1 protein-coding gene is annotated in these 385 nt (G+C 56.6%); it reads left to right on the top strand.

The genetic code is table 11. From position 1 onward, the window contains the following. A partial coding sequence (locus tag EN749_RS38155; RefSeq protein WP_189368095.1) for a hypothetical protein occupies nucleotides 1-385 on the top strand: 385 nt, incomplete at both ends.

Genomic DNA, 385 nt, shown 5'->3' with positions numbered 1-385 from the left:
TCGCCGTACAGTTCGATCTGCGGCGCTTGGATGGCTTCCTCCGCCAGTACCGCGCAGACAAGACCGAACGTTCCGCGCTGTCGAAGCGCCGGACCGATCGGGACAAGGCGTTGAAGGTTCAGCAATCGATCGCGAATCTCGGCAACGCGCCGAGGATTTCGAAGGAAATGAGGAGTGTCTTCGCAGAGAATCTAAGCAATCTGATTTCTTCAAAAGAGCCTTATCAACATCTCTGGCATTCCGGCGACATTCATCGACGAGGGTCGGAGGCACTCGATCATCCCAAGAAGACGATCACACTGTTCGCCGCAGGCAGGAAGGCAGCCAAACTCGCGCCAGCACTGGGTTACGAGAAGATGCGTCAGCTAGCGCTCGGTATTCCTGG

It is taken from the genome of Mesorhizobium sp. M7A.F.Ca.ET.027.02.1.1 (assembly GCF_004022985.1).
Lineage (GTDB): Bacteria > Pseudomonadota > Alphaproteobacteria > Rhizobiales > Rhizobiaceae > Mesorhizobium.
The sequence above is the reverse complement of the archived record's forward strand: the minus strand, read 5'-3'. Positions and strand labels throughout refer to the sequence as shown.